Origin of the sequence: Streptomyces sp. 150FB, assembly GCF_000818195.1 — a bacterium.
In the GTDB taxonomy this organism is placed as follows: Bacteria; Actinomycetota; Actinomycetes; order Streptomycetales; family Streptomycetaceae; genus Streptomyces.
The window spans coordinates 514,516-517,243 of record NZ_JTHL01000001.1 but is presented as its reverse complement, the minus strand read 5'-3'; the positions used below and the strand labels follow the sequence as shown (position 1 = coordinate 517,243).

The following is a 2,728-nucleotide window of genomic DNA, read 5'->3' as shown; positions in this document are numbered from 1 at the left end:
CCGCGGCGAGTTTGTTCAGTGCGTCGTCGAAGCGGCGTTGGAGGTCGGCCGCGGGGAAGTTGTTGAGGACGTCGTTGGTGGAGATGAGTTGGGCGACGCGTTGGCGTTCGGTGGGGTCGACGGTGCCGTCGGCCGCCGCTACCAGGGCGCACATGGCCATGGAGGCGTCGCGGAAGGCGCCGGACTTGAGGTCGTTCTTCTTCGCGTTGAGCTGGGTCTGCATCGTCGCCGCTGATTCCTTGAACCGGTCCCACAGGGCCATCGCGTCATCTCTCCTCGTGTGTCACACAGTGCCAACAGGATCAACGTCCGAGGGTGCCGCACCGTGCCCGCCTCGCGCGTTCCCCGCGAGGCACTGATTGAAACTTCAATGACAAGGCGTACTCTGCGTACCGGGTGCGGCGGCCCGCACGGCGCGTGCCCGGCCGCGGCCCCGTACAAGGAGAAGAGCGCCACCATGCCGTACGCAGAACAGTCACCCCTGGTCGTCCACTGGTCGCGCGCTGAGACCGAGCGTGACGGTACGCCGCTGCTCGTGGCGCTGCACGGCCGGGGCGCTGACGAGCGGACCTTCTCCGAGATCGCGCCGCACCTCCCCGAGGACACCACCATCGCCTTCGTCCGCGCGCCGATCGCCGAGGACGGCGGCTACGCGTGGTTCGCCAACCGGGGAATCGGCCGGCCGGTCGCCGAGTCGATCGCCGACTCCGCCGAGCGGATCTTCGGCTGGCTGGACGGAGAGGCCGCCCGGCACAGCTCGGTCAGCCTGCTGGGCTTCTCCGGCGGGATGGCCATGGCCGGCGGACTGCTGCTCGCCGAGCCGGGACGTTTCGCCTCGGCCGCCCTGCTGTCGGGGACGCTGCCCTGGGACGCCGGGCTGCCCTCCGAGCCCGGCCGCCTCGCGGGCGTACGGGTGCTGTGGGCCCGCGACGCACAGGACACCGTCATCCCCGCCGACCTGGTGTCCCGTACGGGGGAGTGGCTGCGCGAGAAGTCCGGCGCCGACCTCGACGAGCGGGTCTACCCCGCACTCGGCCACGCGATCGCCGCCGCGGAACTGGCCGACGTCCGGGACTTCCTCGGCGCACCCGGCAACTGATCCGCCCTCCGTACCTTTCCGCTGTCGTCCGAACTACCTCCGGGAGAACCCTTCCATGGTCACCGAGCCCGCCCCGCACAACGTCTCCTTCCCGAGCGCCGGCGCCACCGCGTACGGCTACCTCGCCCTGCCGCCCGCCGGCCGGGGCCCCGGCGTCATCGTCATCCAGGAGTGGTGGGGGCTGACCGCCCACATCAAGGACATCGCCGACCGCCTCGCCCAGGAGGGCTTCGTCGCGCTGGCCCCCGACCTGTACGGCCGGGTGGTGGCCCACGACTCCGACGAGGCGCTGCGCCTGATGACCGAACTTCCCACGGCCAAGGGCGTCGAACTGCTCTCCGGCGCCGTCGACTACCTGCTCTCCCGGGAGGAGACGGTGGGCGACAACGTCGGCGCCGTCGGTTTCTGCATGGGCGGCGGCTTCGTCCTCAGCCTCGCCGCCGCCGAACCCCGGGTCGCCGCCGCGGCGCCGTTCTACGGCATCAACAAGGAAGGGGTCCCCGACTTCTCGAACCTCAAGGCGCGGATCCAGGGCCACTACGGTGAGCTGGACGGGTCGATTCCGGCGGACGCCCTGGAGGAGGTGCGGACCGCCATCGAGACGCAGTCGGGCATCAGCCCCACCTTCTACCTCTACCCGGCCGGTCACGCGTTCTTCAACGACGACCGGCCCGAGGCGTACCACGAGGAATCCGCCAGGACCGCGTGGCCCCGGGCGGTCGACTTCCTGCGCGCGAACCTCCCCGCCGCCTGACCTGCCGCGCGCTGTCCCGGTCGGGGACCCGCCGGCCGGCGGTCACCGGGCGGCGCGGAACGCCCGCCCCTCGGGGGTGATCGTCGGCCCGCTCCGGTACAGCCCGGTGCTCGGCCCCGAGTCGGAGGCGGGCAGCCCGAACCACGCCCAGCGCTGTACGTAGGGCAGCCCCGCCAGCATCGTGGAGGCGGCGGAGAGGAAAGCGGCCTGCTGGTCGTCGGTCGGGTAGCGGGTCCCCTGCGAGAAGTCGGTCAGGGCGAACTCGGTCAGCCAGACGGGCTTGCCGTACCGCGCGTGCACCGCCTCGATGTACGACTTGAGCTGCCCCACGGCCGCCTCCGTACGGAAGTCGCCCCCGTACCAGTGCAGTGCGATGAAGTCGACGCGGTAGCCCCGGTCCCGCGCACCGCTCATGAAGCGGTCCAGCCAGCCGCCCGCCGTGTCACCGCCGTAGGCGACGGCGGGGCTGCCGAGCACCTTGCCGTTCGCCTCCAGCGACGGCCAGAGCGTCAGCGCCTGATCGACCGTCATGTTCGACTGGGCCGCCATGTCGGGCTCGTTGAAACCGAGGAGGTACGGTCCCGCCGCCCGGGCCCGGCCGAGGCTGGCGGCGTCGGCCGAGTCCTTGCCCCAGACCATCGGTACGAAGCCGGCGGAGGCGGGGGTGTTGACGCCGGGGTGGTCGGTGGCCCAGGTGTAGTACCAGCTCGCGCCCGAATCGGCGAGCGCGCCGCTCACCCCCGGGAACGTCCACACCCCCACCCCCTTCCTGTCCAACGCCACGGCCGCTTTCGCGGGCGGCGGCGGAGGAGCCGGCGCCCGGTGCGTGGGCCTGGCGGCGGGCGGCCGCGCATGGGTGGTGGCGGGTGCCGCGG

At 72.2% G+C, this 2,728-nt stretch carries 4 protein-coding genes; 2 read left to right on the top strand and 2 right to left on the bottom strand.

Features of this window, described 5'->3' with window-relative positions; translation table 11 throughout:
• The coding region (locus tag QR77_RS02090; protein WP_150130533.1) for a tellurite resistance TerB family protein at positions 1 to 262 on the bottom strand (262 nt) is incomplete at its 3' end.
• 195 nt (positions 263 to 457) lie between these two features.
• On the opposite strand from QR77_RS02090, the gene QR77_RS02085 reads away from it, so the two are divergent.
• On the top strand, positions 458 to 1,099 hold the full coding sequence (locus tag QR77_RS02085) for a phospholipase (RefSeq protein ID WP_040027123.1): 642 nt from the start codon (positions 458 to 460) through the stop codon (positions 1,097 to 1,099).
• 55 nt (positions 1,100 to 1,154) lie between these two features.
• Positions 1,155 to 1,853, top strand: coding sequence for a dienelactone hydrolase family protein (locus QR77_RS02080; protein WP_040019382.1), 699 nt, complete (start codon positions 1,155 to 1,157; stop codon positions 1,851 to 1,853).
• Positions 1,854 to 1,895: 42 nt separating this feature from the next.
• Here QR77_RS02080 and QR77_RS48115 read toward each other — a convergent pair.
• Positions 1,896 to 2,728, bottom strand: an 833-nt coding sequence (locus QR77_RS48115) for a glycoside hydrolase family protein (RefSeq protein WP_236710496.1), incomplete at its 5' end; no start/stop codon positions are given.

What these genes read in the sequence shown, in the direction of transcription:
- QR77_RS02085 (WP_040027123.1), top strand. Translation starts at nt 458, where the DNA reads ATGCCGTACGCAGAACAGTCACCCCTGGTCGTCCACTGGTCGCGCGCT.
- QR77_RS02080 (WP_040019382.1), top strand. Translation starts at nt 1,155, where the DNA reads ATGGTCACCGAGCCCGCCCCGCACAACGTCTCCTTCCCGAGCGCCGGC.